Origin of the sequence: Mycobacterium cookii, assembly GCF_010727945.1 — a bacterium.
Lineage (GTDB): Bacteria > Actinomycetota > Actinomycetes > Mycobacteriales > Mycobacteriaceae > Mycobacterium > Mycobacterium cookii.
Map to the genome: position 1 here is coordinate 1,324,585 of NZ_AP022569.1, position 21,297 is coordinate 1,345,881.

General features: G+C 67.3%; 21 protein-coding genes. 13 read left to right on the top strand and 8 right to left on the bottom strand.

The features are described 5' to 3' along the window. Nucleotides 1–10: 10 nt before the first annotated feature. From G6N27_RS06410 to G6N27_RS06435, 6 genes are all read left to right on the top strand, one after another. On the top strand, nucleotides 11–1,309 hold the full coding sequence (locus tag G6N27_RS06410) for a PucR family transcriptional regulator (RefSeq protein ID WP_232064897.1): 1,299 nt from the start codon (nucleotides 11–13) through the stop codon (nucleotides 1,307–1,309). Between the two features lie 128 nt (nucleotides 1,310–1,437). Beyond that, on the top strand, nucleotides 1,438–2,346 hold the full coding sequence (locus tag G6N27_RS06415) for an ACP S-malonyltransferase (RefSeq protein ID WP_163775581.1): 909 nt from the start codon (nucleotides 1,438–1,440) through the stop codon (nucleotides 2,344–2,346). Nucleotides 2,347–2,446: 100 nt separating this feature from the next. Beyond that, nucleotides 2,447–2,773 carry a meromycolate extension acyl carrier protein AcpM gene (gene acpM, locus G6N27_RS06420; RefSeq protein ID WP_163775582.1) on the top strand — a complete coding sequence of 109 codons (327 nt, stop codon included), beginning with the start codon at nucleotides 2,447–2,449 and terminating at the stop codon, nucleotides 2,771–2,773. Beyond that, nucleotides 2,770–4,020 (top strand): 3-oxoacyl-ACP synthase KasA, encoded by a 1,251-nt coding sequence (gene kasA, locus G6N27_RS06425; RefSeq protein WP_163775583.1) that lies wholly within the window; start codon nucleotides 2,770–2,772, stop codon nucleotides 4,018–4,020. The genes acpM and kasA overlap by 4 nt, the downstream gene beginning before the upstream one ends. A gap of 83 nt (nucleotides 4,021–4,103) precedes the next feature. Further along, the gene (gene kasB / locus G6N27_RS06430) at nucleotides 4,104–5,372 is read left to right on the top strand and encodes a 3-oxoacyl-ACP synthase KasB (protein WP_163775584.1); all 1,269 of its coding nucleotides are present in this window, start codon (nucleotides 4,104–4,106) and stop codon (nucleotides 5,370–5,372) included. 38 nt (nucleotides 5,373–5,410) lie between these two features. Further along, on the top strand, nucleotides 5,411–6,832 hold the full coding sequence (locus G6N27_RS06435) for an acyl-CoA carboxylase subunit beta (protein WP_163775585.1): 1,422 nt from the start codon (nucleotides 5,411–5,413) through the stop codon (nucleotides 6,830–6,832). An 8-nt stretch (nucleotides 6,833–6,840) separates the two neighbouring features. Here G6N27_RS06435 and G6N27_RS06440 read toward each other — a convergent pair whose 3' ends face one another. The 4 genes from G6N27_RS06440 to G6N27_RS06455 all read right to left on the bottom strand — a co-directional run bounded on the left by G6N27_RS06440 (nucleotide 6,841) and on the right by G6N27_RS06455 (nucleotide 11,275). Beyond that, entirely contained in the window at nucleotides 6,841–8,436 is a 1,596-nt protein-coding gene (locus G6N27_RS06440) for an FAD-dependent monooxygenase (protein ID WP_163775586.1), read from the bottom strand. A 75-nt stretch (nucleotides 8,437–8,511) separates the two neighbouring features. Then, a complete protein-coding gene (locus tag G6N27_RS06445) occupies nucleotides 8,512–9,126 on the bottom strand; it encodes a TetR/AcrR family transcriptional regulator (RefSeq protein ID WP_163775587.1) in 615 nt (204 codons plus the stop codon). A 23-nt stretch (nucleotides 9,127–9,149) separates the two neighbouring features. Continuing rightward, the gene (locus G6N27_RS06450) at nucleotides 9,150–10,715 is read right to left on the bottom strand and encodes a glycerol-3-phosphate dehydrogenase/oxidase (RefSeq protein WP_372512930.1); all 1,566 of its coding nucleotides are present in this window, start codon (nucleotides 10,713–10,715) and stop codon (nucleotides 9,150–9,152) included. Then, the gene (locus G6N27_RS06455) at nucleotides 10,712–11,275 is read right to left on the bottom strand and encodes a TetR/AcrR family transcriptional regulator (RefSeq protein ID WP_163775588.1); all 564 of its coding nucleotides are present in this window, start codon (nucleotides 11,273–11,275) and stop codon (nucleotides 10,712–10,714) included. The genes G6N27_RS06450 and G6N27_RS06455 overlap by 4 nt, the downstream gene beginning before the upstream one ends. A gap of 41 nt (nucleotides 11,276–11,316) precedes the next feature. On the opposite strand from G6N27_RS06455, the gene G6N27_RS06460 reads away from it, so the two are divergent. The 3 genes from G6N27_RS06460 to G6N27_RS06470 are packed head-to-tail and all read left to right on the top strand — an operon-like array spanning nucleotide 11,317 to nucleotide 14,209. Next, nucleotides 11,317–12,897 (top strand): FAD-binding oxidoreductase, encoded by a 1,581-nt coding sequence (locus tag G6N27_RS06460; protein WP_179963383.1) that lies wholly within the window; start codon nucleotides 11,317–11,319, stop codon nucleotides 12,895–12,897. Next, nucleotides 12,894–13,811 (top strand): diacylglycerol kinase, encoded by a 918-nt coding sequence (locus G6N27_RS06465; RefSeq protein WP_163775590.1) that lies wholly within the window; start codon nucleotides 12,894–12,896, stop codon nucleotides 13,809–13,811. Before G6N27_RS06460 ends, G6N27_RS06465 begins: the two co-directional genes overlap by 4 nt. 50 nt (nucleotides 13,812–13,861) lie before the next feature. Then, entirely contained in the window at nucleotides 13,862–14,209 is a 348-nt protein-coding gene (locus G6N27_RS06470; protein ID WP_163775591.1) for a DUF732 domain-containing protein, read from the top strand. Nucleotides 14,210–14,216: 7 nt separating this feature from the next. Here the strand turns inward: G6N27_RS06470 and G6N27_RS06475 are convergent, their stop codons facing one another. Together G6N27_RS06475 and G6N27_RS06480 are read right to left on the bottom strand one after the other, a co-directional pair. Beyond that, complete coding sequence (locus tag G6N27_RS06475) at nucleotides 14,217–14,729, bottom strand: DUF3145 domain-containing protein (protein ID WP_163775592.1); 513 nt, start codon at nucleotides 14,727–14,729, stop codon at nucleotides 14,217–14,219. 120 nt (nucleotides 14,730–14,849) lie between these two features. Continuing rightward, nucleotides 14,850–15,674, bottom strand: a complete 825-nt coding sequence (locus G6N27_RS06480; protein ID WP_163775593.1) for a serine hydrolase domain-containing protein — start codon at nucleotides 15,672–15,674, stop codon at nucleotides 14,850–14,852. 38 nt (nucleotides 15,675–15,712) lie between these two features. Here G6N27_RS06480 and G6N27_RS06485 point away from each other — a divergent pair, with 38 nt between their 5' ends. Both G6N27_RS06485 and G6N27_RS06490 read left to right on the top strand, forming a co-directional pair. Next, nucleotides 15,713–16,798 (top strand): S-(hydroxymethyl)mycothiol dehydrogenase, encoded by a 1,086-nt coding sequence (locus G6N27_RS06485; protein WP_163775594.1) that lies wholly within the window; start codon nucleotides 15,713–15,715, stop codon nucleotides 16,796–16,798. Further along, a complete protein-coding gene (locus G6N27_RS06490; protein WP_163775595.1) occupies nucleotides 16,799–17,422 on the top strand; it encodes an MBL fold metallo-hydrolase in 624 nt (207 codons plus the stop codon). On the opposite strand, the gene G6N27_RS06495 is transcribed toward G6N27_RS06490, so the two are convergent. Further along, nucleotides 17,419–18,165, bottom strand: a complete 747-nt coding sequence (locus G6N27_RS06495; RefSeq protein WP_163775596.1) for an SHOCT domain-containing protein — start codon at nucleotides 18,163–18,165, stop codon at nucleotides 17,419–17,421. The genes G6N27_RS06490 and G6N27_RS06495 overlap by 4 nt on opposite strands. A gap of 71 nt (nucleotides 18,166–18,236) precedes the next feature. Between G6N27_RS06495 and G6N27_RS06500 the strand changes: the two genes are divergently transcribed. Next, nucleotides 18,237–19,187: an SDR family oxidoreductase gene (locus G6N27_RS06500; protein WP_163775597.1), complete on the top strand. Its 951-nt coding sequence runs from the start codon at nucleotides 18,237–18,239 to the stop codon at nucleotides 19,185–19,187. 82 nt (nucleotides 19,188–19,269) lie between these two features. Continuing rightward, the gene (locus G6N27_RS06505; RefSeq protein WP_163775598.1) at nucleotides 19,270–19,572 is read left to right on the top strand and encodes a hypothetical protein; all 303 of its coding nucleotides are present in this window, start codon (nucleotides 19,270–19,272) and stop codon (nucleotides 19,570–19,572) included. On the opposite strand, the gene G6N27_RS06510 is transcribed toward G6N27_RS06505, so the two are convergent. Further along, nucleotides 19,569–21,254 (bottom strand): Hsp70 family protein, encoded by a 1,686-nt coding sequence (locus tag G6N27_RS06510; RefSeq protein ID WP_163775599.1) that lies wholly within the window; start codon nucleotides 21,252–21,254, stop codon nucleotides 19,569–19,571. The two genes, G6N27_RS06505 and G6N27_RS06510, sit on opposite strands and share 4 nt — an antisense overlap. Nucleotides 21,255–21,297: the final 43 nt, after the last annotated feature.

The following is a 21,297-nucleotide window of genomic DNA, read 5'->3' on the forward strand; positions in this document are numbered from 1 at the left end:
GATTTTAGGGGTGCCTGACAAGAAGCTTCCGGCGCCGCGGTCGACGCTGGAACTGCTGGACAACGTGCCGGAGTCATTGCTGCGACGGCTGAAGCAGTATTCCGGACGGTTCTCCACCCAGGCGGTGGCGGCCATGCAAGACCGGTTGCCGTTCTTCGCCGAACTGGAAGCCTCTCAGCGGGCCAGCTTGGCGTTGGTGGTGCAGACCGCCGTGGCGAACTTCGTGGAGTGGATGACCGACCCGGACAGCAACGTCAACTACACCGCCCGCGCGTTCGAACTGATGCCGCAGGACCTCACCCGGCGGATGCCCTTGCGCCATTCCGTGGACATGGTGCGGGTGACCATGGAGTACTTCGAAGAGGTCGCTCCGCTGCTGACCCGGGACGAAGAGCAGCTGACCGCGCTGACGCTGGGGATTCTCAAGTACAGCCGCGATCTGGCGTTCAGTGCCGCCACCGCCTACGCCGATGCGGCCGAGGCACGCGGCACCTGGGACAGCCGAATGGAGGCAAGCGTCGTGGACGCCGTGGTGCGCGGCGACACCGGCCCCGAGCTGTTGTCCCGCGCGGCGGCACTGAACTGGGACACCACCGCACCGGCGACGGTCGTCGTGGGCACGCCGCCGGCGGGCCAGGAAAGCAGCGCCAGCCAAGACGTTCGCGACATCGCCACCCACCACGGCCGCGCCGCGCTCACCGACGTGCACGGCACGTATCTGGTGGCGATCGTCTCCGGCCAGCTGACACAGACCGACAAGGTTTTCGGCGCCCTGCTCGACGCCTTCTCCGACGGGCCGGTGGTGATCGGCCCGACGGCGCCGATGCTGACCGCCGCCTATCACAGCGCCAGCGAGGCGATTTCCGGGATGAACGCCGTAGCCGGCTGGCAGGGCGCGCCACGGCCGGTGCTGGCGCGCGAGCTGCTACCCGAGCGGGCGTTGATGGGCGACGCGTCGGCCGTCGCGGCGTTGCACACCGACGTGATGCGCCCGTTGGCCGACGCGGGACCCACGCTCACCGAGACGCTCGACGCGTATCTCGACTGCGGCGGCGCGATCGAAGCCTGCGCCCGCAAGTTGTTCGTTCATCCAAACACCGTGCGCTACCGATTGCGCCGGATCGCCGACTTCACCGGGCGTGATCCCACCCTGCCGCGCGACGCCTACGTCCTCCGCGTGGCCGCCACCGTCGGCCATCTCGCATACCAAGCGCAGCATTCCAGCCTCGCAAGTGACATCGTGACGCCCGTCACGCGACCGATCGAAAAAGAGTTGGTGGTGCCGTCCAAGACGGTCCCGAGCGGGTGACAGATCGCGGCTTGATCTCGAATACGTCGCATCGAGCGCGTTTTTGTGGGGTTTCCACAAAAACCTAAGACAAGGTTCATAATCTGTTACACCGCGCAAAACCGTCTTCACAGTGTTCCCTTAAGAACGTGATTGCGTTACTCGCGCCCGGACAAGGGTCGCAGACCGAGGGCATGCTGTCGCCGTGGCTGGAACTGCCTGGCGCCGCGGACCGGCTGTCGGCATGGTCGACGGCCGGCGGACTGGACCTCGCACGGCTGGGCACCACCGCCTCGACCGAGGAAATCACCAACACCGCGATCGCCCAGCCCCTGATCGTCGCCGCCACGCTGCTGGCCCACGAGGAGTTGACTCGCCACGGCCTGTCGGCCGACAACAATGCCGTCGTGGCCGGCCACTCGGTCGGCGAAATCGCCGCCTACGCAATCGCCGGGGTGATCTCCGCCGACGACGCCGTGGCGCTGGCCGCGACCCGCGGTGCCGAAATGGCCAAGGCCTGCGCCACCGAGCCGACCGGCATGTCCGCGGTGCTCGGCGGCGACGAGGCCGAGGTGCTTGCCCGGCTCGAGGAGCTCGACCTGGTGCCGGCCAACCGCAATGCTGCGGGTCAGATCGTGGCCGCCGGACGGCTCAATGCGCTGGAAAAGCTCGCCGAAGACCCACCGGCCAAGGCGCGGGTGCGTGCCCTCGGCGTCGCCGGCGCCTTCCACACCGAGTTCATGGCGTCGGCCCTCGACGGCTACGCCGCCGCGGCGCAGAACGTGACGACCGCCGAGCCGACCGCCGTCCTGCTGTCCAACCGCGACGGCCAGCCGGTGAGCTCCGCGAGTGACGCGATGGACAAACTCGTCGCGCAGTTGACCCGTCCGGTCCGTTGGGACCTGTGCTCCGAGACGCTCCGTCAGCGCGAAGTCACGGCGATCGTGGAGTTTCCGCCCGCCGGAGCGCTGTCCGGCATCGCCAAGCGTGAACTTCGCGGGGTTCCGACGCGCGCCATCAAGACACCCGCAGACCTGGATGGTTTGACGGAGCTCTAAACCGTTGGCCGCCAAGCCACATCACTGAAGCTGTTCATCACTACAACCGCATACGCACGTAAATCAGCAGTACACAACACATTACGAAGGGAAACACAACGTGTCCGTCAGCCAGGAAGAAATCATCGCCGGGATCGCTGAGATCATCGAAGAGGTCACCGGTATCGAGCCGTCGGAGATCACCCCGGAGAAGTCCTTCGTCGATGACCTTGACATCGACTCGCTGTCGATGGTCGAGATCGCGGTGCAGACCGAAGACAAGTACGGCGTGAAGATCCCGGACGAGGACTTGGCCGGCCTGCGCACCGTCGGTGACGTGGTCAACTACATCCAGAAGCTCGAGGAAGAGAACCCCGAGGCCGCCCAGGCGCTGCGCGCGAAGTTCGAGGCGGAGAGCCCTTCGCAGGTGGAAGCAGACCACCAGTGACCAAACCTTCCACTGCTAACGGCGGTTACCCCAATGTGGTGGTAACCGCCGTCACGGCGACGACATCGATCGCGCCTGACATCGAGGGCACGTGGAAGGGTTTGCTGGCCGGCGAGAGCGGCATCCACGTGCTCGAAGACGAGTTCGTGACCAAGTGGGACCTGCCGGTGAAGATCGGTGGGCACCTCAAAGAATCGCCCGACGATCACATGGGCCGCCTCGACATGCGCCGGATGTCCTACGTCCAGCGGATGGCCAAGCACATCAGCGGTCAGCTCTGGGAGAGCGCCGGTAGCCCGGAGGTCGACCCGGACCGTTTCGCGGTCGTGGTCGGCACCGGTCTCGGTGGCGCCGAGAAGATCGTCGAGACCTACGACCTGATGAACGAGGGCGGGCCCCGCAAGGTGTCGCCGCTGGCCGTGCAGATGATCATGCCCAACGGCGCTGCGGCCGTCGTCGGTCTCCAGCTCGGCGCCCGCGCCGGCGTGATCACCCCGGTGTCGGCCTGTTCGTCGGGCTCGGAGGCCATTGCGCACGCGTGGCGTCAAATCGTGATGGGCGACGCGGACTTCGCCGTCTGCGGTGGCGTCGAGGGCAACATCGAGGCACTGCCGATCGCGGCGTTCTCGATGATGCGCGCGATGTCGACCAATAACGACAACCCCGAGGGCGCGTCTCGTCCGTTCGACAAGAACCGCGACGGGTTCGTCTTCGGCGAGGCCGGCGCGATGATGATCATCGAGACCGAGGAACACGCCAAGGCCCGTGGTGCCAAGCCGCTGGCCCGGTTGCTCGGTGCGGGCATCACGTCGGACGCCTTCCACATGGTGGCCCCGGCCGCTGATGGTCTGCGTGCCGGAAAGGCGATGGCGCGCTCCTTGGAGCTTGCGGGCATCTCGGCCAAGGACATCGACCACATCAACGCCCACGCGACCGCCACTCCGATCGGCGACACGGCGGAGGCCAACGCTATCCGGGCGGCCGGCTGCGAACATGCGGCCATCTACGCGCCCAAGGGCGCGCTGGGCCACTCCATCGGCGCGGTGGGTGCTCTGGAGTCGGTGTTGACGGTGCTCACGCTGCGAGACGGCGTGATTCCGCCGACACTTAACTACGAGACACCTGATCCCGAGATCAACCTCGATGTTGTTGCGGGCGAGCCACGTTACGGCGACTACCAGTACGCCATCAACAACTCGTTCGGCTTCGGCGGACACAACGTCGCGTTGGCCTTCGGGCGGTACTGAGGTTCGAAGCGTCCGGCGATGATGCGGTCGCGAACTGCCCGAGTGAGTAGTCGGACACCGAGAAAGGAAAGTTCGAAAGACCCATGTCAACAGCGTCGACGTTGGCCACAGGCAACGGTTTCCCCAACGTAGTCGTCACCGGTATCGCGATGACGACCGCATTGGCATCGGATGCCGAGACCACCTGGAAGCTGCTGCTGGACGGGCAAAGTGGAATCCGCACGCTCGAAGACCCCTTCGTCGAGGAGTTCGACCTGCCGGTTCGTATCGGTGGACATCTGCTCGAGGAGTTCGATAGTCAGTTGACGCGGGTCGAAAACCGCCGGATGGGCTACCTGCAGAAGATGGCCACCGTGCTGGGCCGTCGGGTGTGGGAGAACGCGGGATCACCCGAGGCGGACACCAACCGGTTGGCAGTGTCGATCGGGACCGGCATGGGCTCGAGCGAAGAGCTGGTGCTGGCCTATGACGACATGCGGGTGCGCGGTATGCGGGCCGTGTCGCCGCTGGCCGTGCAGATGTACATGCCCAACGGCGCCGCCGCGGCGGTCGGGCTGCAGCGGCAGGCCAAGGCTGGGGTGCTGACCCCGGTGTCGGCCTGCGCATCCGGTTCGGAGGGCATCGCGCGGGCCTGGCAGCAGATCGTGCTCGGCGAAGCCGACATCGCGGTCTGCGGCGGCGTCGAGACCAAGATCGAGGCGGTGCCGATCGCCGGGTTCGCCCAGATGCGCATCGTGATGTCGACCACCAACGACGACCCGGCCGGTGCGTGCCGCCCGTTCGACAAAGACCGGAACGGTTTCGTGTTCGGCGAGGGCGGCGCGCTGATGGTCATCGAGACCGAGGAGCACGCCAAGGCTCGCGGCGCCAACATCCTGGCCCGGCTGATGGGCGCCAGCGTCACCTCGGACGGCTTCCACATGGTGGCGCCGGACCCCAACGGCGAGCGGGCGGGACACGCGATGACGCGGGCGATCCAGCTCGCCGGCCTCACCCCGGCCGACATCCATCACGTCAACGCCCACGCCACCGGGACGTCGGTCGGCGACGTGGCCGAAGGTAAAGCCATCAACAACGCACTCGGCCCGCACGGCGGAAACGCAGTGGTCTTCGCGCCCAAGGGTGCGCTCGGCCACTCGGTCGGTGCGGTCGGCGCGGTGGAGTCGATCCTGACCGTGCTGGCGCTGCGCGATCAGATCGTCCCGGCCACCTTGAACCTGGTGAACCTCGATCCGGAGGTCGACCTGGATGTGGTGGCAGGTCAGCCCCGAGCAGGCGATTACCAGTACGCGATCAACAACTCGTTCGGATTTGGCGGGCACAACGTGGCCCTCACCTTCGGTCGCTACTGATCAACTACACAGTGGACCCCACCCAGAGGAGAAGTCCGATGACCACCTTGGTCCCCGAGGCGATCGACGAGTCACTCGATCCGCGCGATCCGCTGCTGCGACTGAGCCGGTTCTTCGACCCCGGCACCCTCGAACTGCTGCACGAGCGCGACCGCTCTGGCGTGCTGGCGGCCGGCGGTACCGTCAACGGGCTGCGCACCATTGCGTTCGCCACCGACGGGACCGTGATGGGCGGCGCGATGGGCCTCGAGGGTTGCACCCACATCGTCAACGCCTACGACACCGCCATCGAGGAGCAAAGCCCGATCGTGGGTATCTGGCACTCCGGCGGCGCACGGCTGGCCGAGGGTGTGAAGGCGTTACATGCGGTCGGCCTGGTGTTCGAGGCGATGATCCGGGCTTCGGGCTACGTACCGCAGATCTCGGTCGTGGTGGGTTTCGCCGCGGGCGGCGCGGCCTACGGGCCTGCGCTCACCGACGTCGTCGTCATGGCGCCCGAGGGCCGCGTGTTCGTCACCGGTCCCGACGTGGTGCGCAGTGTCACCGGCGAAGACGTGGACATGGCTTCGCTGGGTGGCCCTGACACGCACCACAAGAAGTCCGGGGTGTGCCACATCGTCGCCGACGACGAGTCCGACGCCTATGAGCGCGGCCGCCGGCTGGTCGGATTGTTCTGCCAGCAAGGACATTTCGACCGCAGCAAGGCCGAGGCGCACGACACCGATCTGCACGCGTTGCTGCCGGATTCGCCGCGGCGGGCCTACGAGGTGCGTCCGCTGGTCACCGCATTACTCGACGACGATGCCCCGTTCGAAGAGTTCCAGGCCAAGTGGGCGCCGTCGATGGTGGTCGGCCTGGGCCGGTTGTCTGGACGCTCGGTGGGCGTGCTGGCGAACAACCCGCTACGGCTCGGCGGCTGCCTCAACTCCGAAAGTGCCGAGAAGGCAGCACGTTTCGTACGACTGTGCGACGCATTCGGCATCCCGCTGATCGTGATCGTCGATGTGCCGGGCTACCTGCCCGGTGTTGACCAGGAGTGGGGCGGCGTCGTTCGCCGCGGCGCCAAGCTGCTGCACGCATTCGGCGAGGCCACCGTTCCGCGCGTCACCCTGGTCACCCGAAAGATCTACGGCGGGGCATACATCGCGATGAACTCGCGGTCGCTGGGCGCCACCAAGGTGTTCGCCTGGCCCGACGCCGAGGTCGCCGTGATGGGCGCCAAAGCGGCCGTCGGCATCCTGCACAAGAAGAAGCTGGCCGCCGCGCCCGACCACGAGCGCGAAGCGCTGCACGACGAGCTCGCCGCCGAGCACGAGCGGATCGCCGGTGGGGTGGACAACGCCATCGAGATCGGCGTGGTCGACGAGAAGATCGATCCCGCCCACACCCGCAGCAAGCTCACCGAGGCACTGGCTCAGGCGCCGGCCCGGCGTGGGCGCCACAAGAACATCCCGCTGTAATAGGCGCGCTAGCTCCTGGCGAGGATGGCCGACATCGCTTGGCGGAGCTCGCCTTCAGGGTCGACGGGTAGCCGGTCGGTGCGCCAGCCGATGAAATCGTCGGGCCGCACCAACAAGGCGCCAGCAGGCCCGAGCCCGGTGACCTGCGCCCATGCCCCTTCCGTGTCGATCCGGTGCACCTCGATGGGAACACCCAGTGCCGCGGACACTGCTTTCGCCGCAGTCATCCACGGCGCTCCGTCGTCGCCGGTGAACAACGTGAAATCGGAGCCGAGCAGGTTGAGCGTCGACACCCTGCGGCCGCGGTCGCGCACCCAGACATGCGGGACCCGGGTGCCGGGTTGGCCACGCAGTTCGTCCACCAATGACACCGCGTCCGGGTCGCCGGCCGCGGGATAATCGAAAACGATTGCGGCCGAGCGGTATTGGTAGCCGATCAACAGCGAGAACATCGACGCTTCCTCGTCCGGCGGCAGCCCCGGACCTTCGTCCTCCAGCCGGAGTAAACCTACTGTCGGCCCGGTGAGCGACTGGCGAGCGGCGAACCGGCCGACCGGATGCCGCTCGGCGTGATAGGTCGCGAGCAGCGCCGGGCCCGCACACCCCTTCAACACCGCGGCCAGCTTCCAGGCCAGGTTGTCTGCGCTTTGAATGGCGGTGTTGGCTCCCCCGGCCTTGAACGGCGGCATGGTGTGCGCACAGTCACCGACGAGAAGTACTCTCCCGCAATCGAATTGGTCGGCCACCTGCTCGTATGGCTGCCACGCCGCGACCTCGATGATCTCGAAGTCGATGCGCTCGCCGACGGCCTTGGTAAGCACATCACGGCAGTACTGGGGGGTGAATTGCGCCGCGGTCTCTCCCCTACCGGGAAAATATGTGGTGATGAACATGCCGAGGTCGTCCTTGGCCACCAGGAAGATTCCGTCGACGTCAGCGTTTTTGACCTGCACCGCATCGCCCTCGCTGAGGTGCGGCACGAAGGTCCGCCAGGCTGCGCGAAAGTAGATGAACACCACGAAGATCGGCAGCGCGCCGTGTCCGGACGTGGTGATGGCCAGGGCCGCACGGATCCCGCTGTGCACACCGTCCGCGGCGATCAGATAGTCGGCGCGCACCGTCGTGGACTCGCCGGAATCCACGTCGCGGAGCACCGCCGTCACGCCGGAATCGTCCTGCTCGAAGGAGCTCAATTCCGTCCCGTAGCGGACTTCGTTGCCGCGCCGGCGGGTTTCGGTGAGCAGCATCGGCTCGAGGCTGCTTTGCGGGCAGTATTGCGCGGCAGGCTCGGGGCTCAGCTCGTCGAGATCGGCGAAAACCGCGCCGATGTCGATGGCCATTCCTTCTTCCGCGCTGTTCAGCGTCGGCTTGACGACCATGTCCGACACCCGGTCGGCCACCGCGTGGACCTCGTCCGCCAGGCCGAGGCGGCGGAGGATCTCCAAGCTGCGAAAGCTCAGGTTGCGCGCCTTCGGGTAGACGAAGATCTCGCGCCGCTTCTCCACCAGCAGTGAACTGACCCCGTGTTTGGCCAGCAGCGCCGAGGTGGCCACACCGGCGGCGCCGGCGCCGACGATCAGCACCGGGACGTGCTTGGTATCCATCGGCTTTCCCTTCTAGACGGAACTAATCAGTTCCGTCTAGACCAATGTGGCACCGCCGAGCGCAACGCGCAAGGGTTACGGCGAAGCGGCGCCGGCAAGCGGCAAGATCACGTCCTCGAGCACCCGCCGGACGTACACCCGGTCGATCGGCCGGCCCGTCATCACCCGCAGCACATTGAGACCCAGGGCAACATCGGGGATCAGACTCAGATCGCGGCCGGCCGGGATCTCTCCGCGGGCCACCGCGTGGTCGAGCACGGCTCGAACCACATGCCGCGGCGTGGACAGCACGAGATCGTCCAGAGCAGCCGCCAGGACCGGATTGTGCATCGCCGCCGTCGCGACCCCGACGATCACCTGAATGGTGCTGATATCAGCCGCATCGAAGTCGGGCACGGCCGCGACCAGCGCCTCGATGTCGCCGTGAAGGCTACCGGTGTCGGGCGGCTCGACGGGACCGTGCCGTCGCCGCCAGTGGGCGATTGCATCGGCGACCACGACGGCCTTCGACGACCAACGGCGATAGATCGCAGCCTTGCCGACGCCGGCGCGGGACGCGATGTCGTCCATGCTCAGCCGGTCATAACCATGCTCGGCCACACCGGCCAACGTCGCCTCGAGGATGGCCGTGTCCAAAGACCGATCGAGGCGTCCGGGGCTTCGCGCCGGTCGTTCAGCCGCCTGGTTCATGGCCCCGTCCTTGCCGATACGGATTAGTTCCGTTCGATGGTATCGTGCTCACCCCGGCCGAACCGGGACAGGAACTCCTCGGCGATTCCGATCACGCGTTCCCGATCGCCGACTACCAGCCCGATCCGGGTGCGGCGGTCGACGATGTCGTCGACGGTCAACGCGCCCTCGTGGGTGACGGCATACTCGAATTCGGCACGGGTGACGTCGATTCCGTCGGCCACCGGTTCGACGGCGCGCTCACAGGTCGATTCGGCGATGACGTTGGCCGCCTCGGCCCCGTAGCGCAGCACCAGCGATTCGGGCAGGCCGGCCATCGGCGCGGTCGTCGACCCCGGATTCGCCGGGGCACCGACCAATGGCAGATCGCGGGTCTGGCACTCGCCGGCGACCAGTCCCCGCAGCTCGATCGCGCGGTTCAGCACGTCCTCCGCCATGTACCGATACTCGGTCAGCTTGCCGCCGATCACGCTGACCACCCCCGACTCGGACTCGACGACGGCATGATCACGCGAGACGTCGGCGGTGTGGCCGGCCCCGGTGTCGATCAACGGCCGCAGGCCCGCGTACGCGCCGATCACGTCGGCGTCGCCCAGCGAGATGTCCAGCGCGGTGTTCACCACGTCGAGCAGAAAGCCGATCTCCCCCGATGTCGGTTGGGGCACATCGGGTATCGGGCCGGGCGCCTCCTCATCGGTCAGTCCCAGGTACACTCGTCCCAGCTGCTCGGGCATGGCGAACACGAACCGGTTGAGCTCGCCGGGGATCGGAATCGTCAGCGCCGCAGCAGGATTACCGAGGGCTTTGGCGTCGAAGACCAGGTGGGTTCCTCGGCTGGGCCGCAGCTTCAACGACGGGTCGATCTCCCCGGCCCACACCCCGGTGGCGTTGATGACAGCCCGCGCGGCGATGTCGAAGGATTCGCCGGTGCGCTGATCCATCAACCGCAGCGACGTGCCGGTGGCCTCGGAAGCCGAGGTGTACGTCAGGATCCGGGCGCCGCGCTGAGCCGCGGTGCGCGCGACAGCGGTGACCAGTCGAGCGTCGTCGATCAGTTGCCCGTCGTAAGCCAGCAGGCCGCCGTCCAGCCCGTCGCGCCGAACGGCCGGCGCCATCTCGATGGTGCGCTGCGCCGAAACACGTTGCGAGCCAGGCAGAACCGACCCCGGCGTACCCGCCGTCTTCCGCAACACGTCGCCAGCGAGGAAACCGGCCCGCACCAAAGCCCGCTCCATCCGTCCCATCGACGGCAGCAACGGCACCAGCTGCGGCATGGCGCGCACCAGGTGTGGGGCGTTGCGTGTCATTAGGATTCCGCGTTCGACGGCACTGCGCCGGGCGATGCCGACATTGCCGGTCGCCAGATACCGCAGCCCGCCGTGGACCAGCTTCGAGCTCCACCGGCTGGTGCCGAACGCCAGATCGTGCTTTTCCACCAGCGTCACCCGCAGGCCGCGGGAGACCGCGTCCAGCGCGATGCCGACGCCGGTGATGCCGCCGCCGATCACGACGACGTCGGTCGGGGCGCCGTCGGCCAGCGCAGTCAGATCGGCGGTGCGGCGGGCGGCGTTCAGGGCGGGCGATGTCACGACAGGTATCCGTTCAGTGAGTAGGCAAGTTCGGCGGCCAGCGCGTCGTCGTTCAGGATCGGGCGGACGATCTGGCCGGACTGAATAGTCGACTGCGTGATCAGCAGCACCATCGCGGCCAGCTGACGGGGATCACCGGCCCGTACGCCGCCGCCATGCTGGGCCGCCCGCAGGTCCGCGGCGAGCGCGTCGATCAGCATCTGCTGGCTGCTGCCGAGCCGCTGGGCGATGTAGACCAGCGCCAGTTCGGAGCGCAGCACGGCCATCACCAGGTCGTCGTCCCGCAGCCGGTCGGCGACCGCGACCACCCGCTGCACCAACGCCTCACGCGTTTTCCCGCGAGCGGGCACGTCGCTCAGTGCGGTGGTGATATGCCCGGTCAGCAGGGCGGCCAGCACCGACCGGGTGTCCGGCCAGCGGCGGTAGACGGTCGGGCGGCTGACGCCGGCCCGCCGCGCGATCTCAGCGAGCGTCACGCGCTCGACACCGAAATCGACCACGCAGCTGGCGGCGGCGGCCAAGATGCGATCCTCCACCGCTGCGTTACTGATTGACAGCATGTGTAATACTGTAACGCATGTCTGCCGATGTGCTACCCCCGATGAAGTGGAATGCCTGGGGCGATCCCGACCACGCCAAACCCCTCTCGGAGGGCATCCGATCACTGTTGGCCCAGGCCCTGGGCGTTACGGCGTCACCCGGGGCGGAACTCGACATCGGCCAGGTGCGGTTACATCCATCGCAGCTGACCGAGGTCCACCGCGAGGCATTGGCCGCCATCGTCGGACCCGACCACTGCCGCGTCGCCGACCACGATCGGCTGTTGCGTGCCGGCGGCAAATCCACGCTGGATCTGTTGCGACGCAAAGACTCCGGTCCGCAAGACGCGCCCGACGCGGTGCTGCTGCCCGGCAGTGACGACGACGTCATCGAGATCCTGAGGTATTGCTCGCAGCACGGCATCGCCGTCGTCCCGTTCGGCGGCGGCACCAGCGTGGTGGGCGGGCTGGACCCGCTGCGCGGCGACTTCGACGCGGTGGTGTCGCTGGACCTGCGGCGCTTCGACCAGCTGCTGGACTTCGACGAGGTGTCCGGTGAAGCCGAGTTCGGTGCCGGGGTCACCGGCCCGCGGGCCGAACAACTGCTCGGCGAACACGGCTTCTCGCTCGGGCATTTTCCGCAGAGCTTCGAGTTCGCCAGCCTCGGCGGCTACGCCGCGACCAGGTCGTCGGGCCAGGACTCGGCGGGGTACGGCCGCTTCGACGACATGATCCGCGGACTGCGCGCGATCACGCCCGCCGGCGTATTGGACCTGGGTCGCGCGCCGCAGTCGGCCGCCGGCCCAGATCTGCGGGAGTTGATCGTCGGTTCCGAAGGCGTGTTCGGCATCATCACCCGGGTCCGGGTCCGGGTGCACCCCTTACCGCAGGCCACCCGGTACGAAGCCTGGTCGTTTCCCGACTTTGCGACGGGCACTGCGGCATTGCGCGCCATCACACAGACCGGCACCGGGCCGACCGTGGTCCGACTGTCCGACGAAGCGGAGACCGGCGTCAACCTGGCCACCACCGAGTCGATCGGCGACAACCAGATCACCGGCGGCTGCCTGGCGATCACCGTATTCGAAGGCACGGCCGCCCATGCCGAGAGCAGGCACGCCGAAACCCGAGCGGTGATGCAGGCTCACGGCGGCACATCGCTGGGCGAGGCACCGGCGCAGGCCTGGGAACGTGGCCGGTTCAATGCGCCATACCTGCGCGACGCGCTGCTCGCCGAAGGCGCGCTCTGCGAGACCCTCGAGACGGCCACCGACTGGTCCAACGTCCCTACGCTGAAAGCCGCCGTGACCGAGGCACTGACGAGCGCGCTCGCCGAATCCGGCACGCCGGCGCTGGTGCTGTGCCACATTTCGCATGTGTATCCCACCGGCGCCTCGCTCTACTTCACCGTTGTCGCCGGACAGCGCGGCAACCCGGTCGACCAGTGGCGGGCGGCGAAAACCGCTGCGGGCAATGCGATCGTTGCCACCGGCGCCACGATCACCCATCACCATGCCGTCGGCGCCGATCACCGGCCGTGGATGCGCGACGAGGTCGGCGACTTGGGCGTGCAGGTGCTGCGAGCCGTCAAAGCCACGCTCGACCCCGCCGGAATTCTCAACCCGGGCAAGCTGATCCCGTGACGACCACCCGCCGCCAGATTGGCCGCGTCACGGTGTTGACCAATCCGGCGTCCGGGCACGGCAACGCACCGCACGCCGCGGAAAAAGCGATCACACAACTACAGAAGCGCGGCGTGGACGTCGTCGCCATCGTCGGCAGCGACGCCGACCACGCGCGGCGACTGCTGCACGCCGCTGTGAACGAGGGCACCGACGCGCTGGTCGTCGTCGGCGGCGACGGCGTGATCACCGACGCGCTGCAGGCTCTGGCCGGCGCCGACGTCCCGCTCGGCATCATCCCGGCCGGCACCGGCAACGACCACGCCCGCGAATTCGGCTTGCCGACAAAGGATCCCGTCGCCGCAGCCGACGTCGTGGCAGACGGCTGGACGGAAACGATCGACCTGGGCCGCATTCGCGACCGCAACGGTGCCAGCAAGTGGTTCGGCACCGTCGCGGCAGCGGGATTCGATTCGCTGGTGACCGACCGCGCCAACCGGATGCGTTGGCCGCGTGGCCGGATGCGCTACAACCTCGCCATGCTCGCCGAGTTGTCGCAGCTGCGACTGCTGCCGTTCCGACTGGTGCTCGACGGACGCGAGGAGATCGACACTGACCTGACGCTGGCCGCCTTCGGCAACACCCGCAGCTACGGCGGCGGAATGCTGATCTGCCCCAACGCCGATCACACCGACGGCCAACTCGACATCACCATGGTGCATTCGGCGTCGCGGACCAGGTTGATCCGCCTCTTCCCCACTGTCTACAAAGGCAACCACGTCACCCTCGACGAGGTGGTCACCGCGCGCGCCACGACAATCGACGTGGAATCACCGGGCATCAACGTCTACGCCGACGGCGACTACGCGTGCGCGCTGCCCGCCCAGATCTCTGCCGTACCAGGCGCATTGCACGTGCTGCGAACTCGCCCGTGAAGGACTAGAGTTCTCTCATTCGGGCCATGCGGCCCCACCAAGAGGAGTCCATGACCGCCAAGTGGTCAACATTTCTACTGCCGGTCGCAGCGCTGTTTCTCGCGGCTCCTGCTTCAGCAGATTCCACCGACGACGCGTTCATCGCGGCTCTCACGAAGAACGGGATCGTCATCAACGACCGTGATGCCGCGACGGCGATGGGCCAATCAGTCTGCGACGGCTTCGATCAACACCAGAAGTCGAGCGTGGTGGCGATGAAGCTGAAGGCACGCAGCGGTCTGTCGCTGAAGCAATCCAGCTACTTCGTCGGCGTCGCGATCTCGGCGTACTGCCCGGAATACGCCGGGCACACCGACGCTTCGACGCGATGGCTTCTTCCGGCGCCACCGCTGATGTAGTGCGTGCTCAGCCGACGCCTCGGTTGAGCCACGACACCTCGGCGCCGTCACCACCGTCGCGATAGGCCTCGAGCGCCTCGTCCCACGCGGTGCCGAGCGCCGAGTCCAGTTCGGCGGCCAGCGCGTCGGCACCGGCGGCCATCATCGACCGCAGCCGCATCTCGCCGATCATCACGTCGCCATTAGCGCTCATGGGACCGTTCCACAGGCCCAGCTGCGGCGTGTGGCAGAACCGATGTCCGTCGACGCCGGCGCTGGGATCCTCAGTGACTTCGAACCGCAGCACGCTCCAGGAGCGCAGCGCATTGGCCAACCGGGCGCCGGTACCTACCGGCCCGACCCAGTTGGTCACCGCGCGCAGCTGCCCGGGCATGGCCGGCTGCGGCGTCCACTTCAGATTGGCCTTGGCAGCCAGGGTCGACGACAACGCCCACTCGACATGCGGACATACCGCAGCGGGCGAGGCGTGGACGTAGACCACGCCTGTCGTCACGTCGGCGAACTGGTTCGACGCGCGCATCTTGTTGCTCCTTCGGCTCCACGAGGGACGTCTTCCCCAACGACCTGGTGAATCCGACGAGCAGTTATAACGATTGTTGTGTCTTGCGTGTCTATTGTGCCTTGTGAGGCCCATGTTGCGCTAGTGCGAGTTATAAGTGTCCAGCACGGCGTCCGCCAAAGCGGGCCACACCGGCACCGCCCAATCGCCGAAATCGCGGTCGGTCAGCACCACCAGAGCCAGCTCTGCCACCGGATCTGCCCAGATCAGGGTGCCTGATTGGCCGAAATGACCGAAGCTGGCCGGTGAATTCTGCGCCCCGGTCCAGTGCGGCGTTTTGGAGTTCTTGATCTCGAAACCCAGCCCCCAATCGTTGGGTCGCTGGACCCCGTAACCGGGCAGAACACCGTCGAGACCGGGAAATTGCACCGAGATCGCGTCGGCGTGCATCTGAGCCGACACCGTCGCCGGGCTCAGCAGGTCGCCCGCGAATGCGGCCAGGTCGCCGACCGTCGACGTGACGCCGTAACCGGCGGTCTGCGCCCCGTCCTCCAAATGGGTCGCGACCATCCCCAGCGGCTCGCAGACCGCCTCGGTCAGGTAGCGACCGAATTCGATCTCGGTGGCTTGCTGCACGGTCTCGGCGAGCACCGCGAAGCCGTAGTTGGAGTAGATCCTGCGAGTGCCGGGCCTGGCCAGTGTCTGACCATTGAGCATCGCCAACCCCGAGGCGTGGGCGAGCAGATGCCGGACAGTCGACCCCGGCGGCCCGGCCGGGGTGTCCAACTCCACCGCCCCTTCTTCGATCGCGATCTGCGCGGCACGGGCCACCAGCAGCTTGGTCACCGAGGCCAACGGGAAAGGCCGTCCGGTGTCGCCGTGGCTGGCCAGCACTCCCGATCGGCCGACCACCGCGCCGGCCGCGTTCGGAACCGGCCAGTCGTCGAGCGCGTCAAGTGCAGCCACGGCGATAACGCTACCCAGCAAGCGCTAGGTTGAAGGCCATGAGTCAGACAGTGCGCGGAGTGATCTCACGGAAAAAGGGCGAACCCGTCGAAGTCGTCGACATCGTCATCCCCGACCCCGGCCCGGGCGAAGTCGTCGTCGACATCACCGCATGCGGGGTCTGTCACACCGACCTGACCTACCGCGAGGGCGGCATCAACGACGAGTTTCCGTTCCTGCTCGGCCACGAGGCCGCGGGCACCGTCGAAGCCGTCGGTGACGGTGTAACCGCCGTCGAGCCAGGCGATTTCGTCGTGCTGAACTGGCGTGCGGTCTGCGGCCAGTGCCGGGCCTGCAAGCGCGGCCGGCCACACCTGTGCTTCGACACCTTCAACGCCGAGCAGAAGATGACGCTCACCGACGGAACCGAGTTGACGCCGGCGCTGGGCATCGGCGCGTTCGCCGACAAGACGCTGGTGGCCGCCGGACAGGCCACCTTGGTCAACCCCGAGGCCGACCCGGCCGTGGCCGGCTTGCTGGGCTGCGGGGTGATGGCCGGCCTCGGCGCGGCGATCAACACCGGCGCGGTCACCCGCGACGACACCGTGGCCGTGATCGGTTGCGGCGGTGTGGGCGACGCGGCGATCGCGGGGGCGGCGCTGGTCGGGGCCAGGCGCATCATCGCCGTCGACACCGACAACACCAAACTGAATTGGGCCCGCAAGTTCGGCGCCACCCACACCGTGAATGCCCGCGAATTGGATGTCGTCGAGACGATCCAGGACCTGACCGACGGCTTCGGCGCCAACGTGGTCATCGACGCCGTCGGCCGACCGGAAACCTGGAAGCAGGCCTTCTACGCTCGCGACCTCGCGGGAACCGTTGTGCTGGTCGGTGTTCCGACACCCGACATGCAGCTCGAGATGCCGCTCGTCGACTTCTTCTCGCACGGCGGATCGCTGAAGTCGTCGTGGTACGGCGACTGCCTACCCGAACGCGACTTCCCCACCCTGATCGACCTCTACCTGCAGGGCCGATTGCCGCTGGAGAAGTTCGTCTCCGAACGCATCGGGCTCGACGACGTCGAAGACGCCTTCCACAAGATGCACGGCGGCAAAGTACTGCGCTCGGTGGTGATCCTGTAGATGGGCAACATCGACCGCGTCGTCACGCACGGCACCTTCGAACTCGACGGTGGCAGTTGGGAAGTCGACAACAACATCTGGCTGGTCGGCAACGACTCCGACGTGATCGTCTTCGACGCTGCACACAGCGCCGAACCGATTGTCAGTGCCGTCCGCGGACGCAATGTGGTGGCGGTGATCTGCACGCACGGCCACAACGACCACGTGACCGTCGCGCCCGAACTCGGTGAAACCCTCGACGCGCCGGTGCTGCTGCATCCCGCCGACGATGTGCTTTGGCGGATGACTCACCCGGACAAGGACTTTCGTCTGGTTTCCGACGATGAGACGCTCAGCGTCGCAGGCACCGAACTGCACGCGCTGCACACGCCCGGGCATTCGCCGGGCTCGGTGTGCTGGTACGCCCCCGAATTGGGCGCGGTGTTCAGCGGCGACACCCTGTTCTCCGGCGGCCCCGGCGCCACTGGGCGATCGTTCTCCGACTTCCCGACCATCCTGCAGTCGATCTCCAGCCGGCTCGGCGCGCTGCCCGCTGACACCGTCGTCTACACCGGCCACGGCGACACCACCCGGATCGGTGACGAGATCGTGCACTACGACGAATGGGTGGCCCGGGGGCACTAGTTGCCGTCGAGGATCCGGCGCTTCTCGGACTCGAACTCCGCGTCGGTCAACGCTCCGGAGTCCCGCAGCGCTGCAATCGTTTTCAGTCGCTCCAGCCGGACGCCCTCGCCGCCGGGCTGGTGCGGCGTGCTGGTCACCGCCGGGCTCACGACCGGCGTGACCGGAAACTCAAAGCCAGGGATGCTCGCGGCGGGCGCCTCCTTGCGACGAACGCTCCCCAGCCACTTCGAAGCCACGATCGTCCCGACGAGACCCGCGGCGAACATGCCGACGAACACCCACACCAGCGAACCCAACTGGCTTCCGTGACCGAACGCCAGTCGCGGGTCGATGAACCCGCCGACTTTGCCGTCGGTGGTGACGTTGTAGTCACCGTCGACCGCGACCTGGGCCACCCAAACCCGGACATGTGCGTCGTTGTTGACCGTCGTTGTGCTGCCGATGTTTTCCGTCACCACCGGCTCCGCGACCCCGTTGGGTGGCGCGATCGTGACGCTCAACGGCGGGACGGGCAGGCCGCCGCCGCTCGGACTGCCGATCACATCCGCATGCAGGCTGATGGTCACCTCGCCGCGCGGCAGGTGCACGCTGGCCGAACCGGGGACCGGCACCTCCCCGTAGGCGTCATAGTCGTCGAGGACAAACGCGTTGAGCACCAGGGTCGCGATGAACCCGGGAACCGCCACGACCATCAGCCAGATGGCTACCGTTCGCGTGAACTTCGCAGGTCTTTCGCCGCTCACCCGTGAAGTGTGGCACCGCGGGACACCAGGTGCACAGTAAAGTCAGGCGCGAGAAACAAGGAGACGATCGGATGGCAAACAACCTCGTCGTAACGGTGCCCGATCTGTCCGGAAAACTCGCAGTCGTCACCGGATCCAACAGCGGCCTGGGCTTCGGACTGGCGCGCCGGCTGTCCGCGGCAGGTGCCGACGTCGTCATGGCCATCCGCAACCGCGCCAAAGGTGAAGCCGCCATCGACGAGATTCGCGCGACGGTTCCGGACGCGAAGCTGACCATCAAACCGCTCGACCTGTCGTCGCTGGCCAGCGTCGCCGCGCTGGGTGAGCAGCTCAACGCCGACGGCCGCCCCGTCGACATCTTGATCAACAACGCCGGCGTGATGACTCCGCCAAGCCGCGAGACCACCGACGACGGATTCGAATTACAGTTCGGCAGCAACCATCTCGGCCACTTCGCGCTGACGGCTCATCTGCTGCCGCTGCTGCGCGCCACCGGACATGCCCGAGTGGTGTCGCTGAGCAGCCTCGCGGCCCGCCAAAGTGGCCGCATCCATTTCGACGATCTCCAATTCGAGAAGTCCTATGCACCGATGCAGGCCTACGGCCAGTCGAAGCTCGCCGTGCTGATGTTCGCACGCGAGCTGGACCGCCGCAGCCACGAGGCCGGCTGGGGCATCACCTCCAACGCCGCGCACCCCGGCTTGACCAAGACCAACCTGCAGATCAGCGGACCGTCACATGGTCGCGCCAAGCCGTCGGTGATGGAACGGCTCTACACCGTGTCGTGGCGGCTGGCCCCGTTCCTGTGGCAGGAGATCGACGAAGGAATCCTTCCGGCCCTCTACGCGGCGGTGTCCCCGCAGGCCGAGGGCGGCGGCTACTACGGGCCGCAGGGCATCTACGAAGCCGCCGGCGGCGGGGTCGCGCCCGCCAAGGTGCCCGCCCGCGCCCGCGACGACGCCGCTAGTCGGCGATTGTGGGACGTTTCCGAACAACTCACCGGGGTCGGCTACCCGGGCTGAGTCAGCGCTCGGTTTTGACCCGTCGCCGCAGCGGGTAGTCCGCCTAAGTCAACGGAGATGTTGCTAACGGGACGGGTGGGTCATGAGCGAAGACGACAAGCAAGAGGCTGCAAACGACGAGAAGAACGACGAGACCGGAGCTTCCTCGGAGAAGTTTGATCTGAGCGACGAGGGCAAAGAAAAAGTCCGCGAGATGCGGGCGGCCTACGACGATGACCGGCAGACCGCTGTCCTTCCCGGTACCGGTGGGACCATCACAGGTGTCGCCATCAACGAGTGGCTCGACGACGACGGCAATCCGAAATTCGGAAAAGACGAGCAAAAAGAAAAAGACGAAAAAGCCCAGCACCAAGAGAAAGAAAAGCAGGAGCAGACCGCGGACTAGCGGGAGCCGGGCGGCTGGAAAAGCCTTGGCCGATCGGGGTTCCGGGGGAACAGTGGCCGACGTTCCGGCGTCGTCGTGGGCGCCGTTGTGGTCGTTGGTGCCGTCGTCGTCGTAGTCGGGGCTTGGGTGGTCGTGGTGGTCGTGGTTGTCGAAGGCGCCTGGCTGGTGGTCGACGACGGCGTTCCGGTGTCGGACTGCGTCGACGACGTGCTGCTCTGCGTGGCCGAGGTGTCCGAGGTCCCCGGGTTGGCCGGTGTCGTGGTGACACCGGAGGACGGCGTGGTCGGGGTGTTACTCGACGTGTGCTGCATCGCGATCAGGACTCCGCTGCCGATGGCCAGCACGGCCAGCGCGGTGGCCACCGCCACCACTACCGGCCGGCGATACCAGGCATCGGCCGCCAGGGCGGGTGCCGGATCCAGATCGAAGTCCTCCGGGCGGCGCGCAGCTGTCAGCGGTGCGCTCGTCGCATCGTCGGCGTACTCACCGGCTTGCAACGGCATGATGCCGGAGTCGTCATCTGCTTCCGACCAGGCCAGCGCCGGCGCCGGACTGGGTTCGGCAGGCACCTCCGACAGGGCCGTCGCATCGTCAACCGATCCGACTGCGGTTGGCGCCAGCGCCGTTGCGCCGTCCGCGGGACCGCGCGAGGCTCGCAGCGCCGCGCCGAGCGCTGCCGTCAGGTATGGCCGCGGCGCGGTGATGACCAGTGCGCTGAAGCGTTCCGACAGTGTCGTGGTGATCAGCGGGACACTCGCGCCGCCACCCACCGACGCGATTGCCGCTAGGTCTGACGCGCGAATTCCGTTGCGCTGCAACACGTCGTCGAAAAAATTCGTGAAGCCTTGCAATGAATCTCGGATGGCGTCGTCGAGTTCGTCTCGGGTGAGCCGGATTTCGCCGCGATAGCCCGGCACATCGACGGTCAGTTCGGTCGCGATGGTCGACGAAAGCCGTTCTTTGGCGTACCGGCAGGCCGCGCGCAGCCGAGACAGCGAGCCGATCGCCGACGTCGCCGCGGTGTCGAACGACCCCGCCGACGAGAGGTCGGCGACGACATGGGTGAGCAGCGCCTGATCGATCCGGTCGCCGGAGAACTCACGGTGCCGCACCGGGGCCGCGACCGCCTGGTAGCCGTTCGCGGCGTCGACCAGGCTCAGCGTCGTTCCCGAGCCACCGAAGTCGCACACGGCGATGGTTCCGACGTTGGGCACACCCGGGTTCACCTGCAGGGCCGACAGCGCCGCGGCGGAGTCGGGCAGTAACACGAATTGCCCGCGCGACCATTCGAAAACCCGGTCCACAGCGACTCGCACGGCGTCGACCGCTGCGGCGTCCCAGTGCGCGGGATGGGTCACGGCGACCGCATCGGGCAGCGGCCCACCGTCGGTGGCGGCATACGCCAGCGCCCGCAACGCGTCGGCGACCAGCATCTCGCTGCGGTGCAAGGTTCCATCGGCGGCCGTGATATCCGCCGAATCCCCCACCCGGTCGACGAAGTCGCTGATGACCAGGCCGGGCTCGTTCAGCTTCGGGTTCTCCGACGGCACGCCCACCTCGGCTGGGCGCTGCCGGTACAGCGTCAGGACCGGCTTGCGGGTCACCGCGCGGTCGGCCGTCACCGCGGCCAAGGTCGTGGCCCCGATCGAAAGGCCCAACGCCGACCGTTCTCCGTCAGCCATGTCGTCTCATCCTGCGCATCGGCCACCAACTTATCGGCTGTCC

Coding starts and splice junctions, on each gene's coding strand:
- kasB (WP_163775584.1), top strand. CDS start 4,104: ATGTCAACAGCGTCGACGTTGGCCACAGGCAACGGTTTCCCCAACGTA.
- G6N27_RS06435 (WP_163775585.1), top strand. CDS start 5,411: ATGACCACCTTGGTCCCCGAGGCGATCGACGAGTCACTCGATCCGCGC.
- G6N27_RS06440 (WP_163775586.1), bottom strand. CDS start 8,436: ATGGATACCAAGCACGTCCCGGTGCTGATCGTCGGCGCCGGCGCCGCC.
- G6N27_RS06445 (WP_163775587.1), bottom strand. CDS start 9,126: ATGAACCAGGCGGCTGAACGACCGGCGCGAAGCCCCGGACGCCTCGAT.
- G6N27_RS06455 (WP_163775588.1), bottom strand. CDS start 11,275: ATGCTGTCAATCAGTAACGCAGCGGTGGAGGATCGCATCTTGGCCGCC.
- G6N27_RS06460 (WP_179963383.1), top strand. CDS start 11,317: ATGAAGTGGAATGCCTGGGGCGATCCCGACCACGCCAAACCCCTCTCG.
- G6N27_RS06470 (WP_163775591.1), top strand. CDS start 13,862: ATGACCGCCAAGTGGTCAACATTTCTACTGCCGGTCGCAGCGCTGTTT.
- G6N27_RS06475 (WP_163775592.1), bottom strand. CDS start 14,729: ATGCGCGCGTCGAACCAGTTCGCCGACGTGACGACAGGCGTGGTCTAC.
- G6N27_RS06485 (WP_163775594.1), top strand. CDS start 15,713: ATGAGTCAGACAGTGCGCGGAGTGATCTCACGGAAAAAGGGCGAACCC.
- G6N27_RS06490 (WP_163775595.1), top strand. CDS start 16,799: ATGGGCAACATCGACCGCGTCGTCACGCACGGCACCTTCGAACTCGAC.
- G6N27_RS06500 (WP_163775597.1), top strand. CDS start 18,237: ATGGCAAACAACCTCGTCGTAACGGTGCCCGATCTGTCCGGAAAACTC.
- G6N27_RS06505 (WP_163775598.1), top strand. CDS start 19,270: ATGAGCGAAGACGACAAGCAAGAGGCTGCAAACGACGAGAAGAACGAC.
- G6N27_RS06510 (WP_163775599.1), bottom strand. CDS start 21,254: ATGGCTGACGGAGAACGGTCGGCGTTGGGCCTTTCGATCGGGGCCACG.